This is a genomic window from Candidatus Palibaumannia cicadellinicola, assembly GCF_002855795.1.
GTDB lineage: Bacteria > Pseudomonadota > Gammaproteobacteria > Enterobacterales > Enterobacteriaceae > Baumannia > Baumannia cicadellinicola_C.
Genome location: NZ_NJPO01000041.1, coordinates 1 through 1,299, shown reverse-complemented (window position 1 = coordinate 1,299; position 1,299 = coordinate 1). Strand labels below are relative to the sequence as shown.

3 protein-coding genes are annotated in these 1,299 nt (G+C 26.0%); all 3 read left to right on the top strand.

What is annotated here, in order from left to right; translation table 11 throughout:
* The first annotated feature begins 68 nt into the window (after nucleotides 1-68).
* On the top strand, nucleotides 69-515 hold the full coding sequence (zur, locus tag CEX73_RS00735) for a zinc uptake transcriptional repressor Zur (RefSeq protein WP_101626715.1): 447 nt from the start codon (nucleotides 69-71) through the stop codon (nucleotides 513-515).
* A 52-nt stretch (nucleotides 516-567) separates the two neighbouring features.
* Nucleotides 568-984, top strand: coding sequence for a sulfurtransferase complex subunit TusD (tusD, locus tag CEX73_RS00730; protein WP_260080946.1), 417 nt, complete (start codon nucleotides 568-570; stop codon nucleotides 982-984).
* Nucleotides 985-997: 13 nt separating this feature from the next.
* A partial coding sequence (gene tusC / locus CEX73_RS00725; RefSeq protein ID WP_101626714.1) for a sulfurtransferase complex subunit TusC occupies nucleotides 998-1,299 on the top strand: 302 nt, incomplete at its 3' end.

The window sequence follows — 1,299 nt, the reverse complement described above, 5'->3', positions numbered from 1 at the left end:
TAAGTATTAAATATTTGTTTTTTTATATTATTGATTTAAAAAATTAATTTAATTATACACTGTAAAAGATGAATGATATAAATCAAACAAATTTATTAAATCAGGCAGTAAAATTATGCGAACAACGTAATGTACGTATGACCCCACAAAGATTAGAAGTATTCCGATTAATAATCAAACAAAATAATGCTATTAGTGCTTATGAATTATTAAATTTATTACAAGAATCAGAACCACAAGCTAAACCACCTACTATTTATCGTGCATTAGATTTTTTAATTGATCAGGGGTTTATTCATAGAGTAGAATCAACTAATAGTTTTATGCTTTGTTATAATTTTACAGATCGTTCACATACATCAGCTTTTTTTATTTGTGATAAATGTGGTCAAGTCACTGAAAAAGTATCCGAAAAAATAAAAAATATTTTACAAAGCATGGCAGCTAAAGCAAGTTTTACTATGTCTCACAATATAGTAGAAGCTCATGGTTTTTGTCCAGAATGTAATCATTAGATCAAAATCTAAAACCTTTTTGAAATAAGGATTTTTAATCATAAACAATAATTTGTTACATTCTTCTGTTATTAAAAAACAATTATGTTATTGCCTTTTAATAACAGGTCCTGCTTATGGAAACCAACGTTCAAGTAGTGCACTACAGTTTGCAAAAGCAGTATTCCATTCTGGTCACTATATTCAAACAGTATTTTTTTACCAAAATGGTGTATATAATGCTAATAGTTTTACTATTTCTGCTAGTGATGAACTTAATTTAGTAGAATCTTGGTTAAGTTTAGCTCAAACATATAATGTATCATTACATTTATGTGTAACATCAGCATTACGTAGAGGTATTATAAATATGACACAATCATTACAATTTAATAAATTAGGAAATAACCTAGAATTAGGTTTTCAATTAAGTGGTCTAGGTTTTTTGGGTGAAACTTTACTTCAATGTGATCGTTTAATTCAATTTTAATAGATTAATTGATATGAAAAAGATTGCTTTTATTTTTACTCATGGACCACATGGTAATACTACTGGACGAGAAGGATTAGATGCATTATTAGCTATATCAGCTATATGTAAATTATTAGAAGTATTTTTTATTGGTGATGGTATATTACTACTATTACCTAATCAACAATCAGAACAAATAATGATGAAAAATTTTGTTTTATCATTTGGTATATTGCCTTTATATGATATAAATAAATTTTATTTATATGCTGACTCAGCAATAGAACGTGGTTTAGATATAAATACCAATTTAATTTTAAAAGTAAAGTGGTT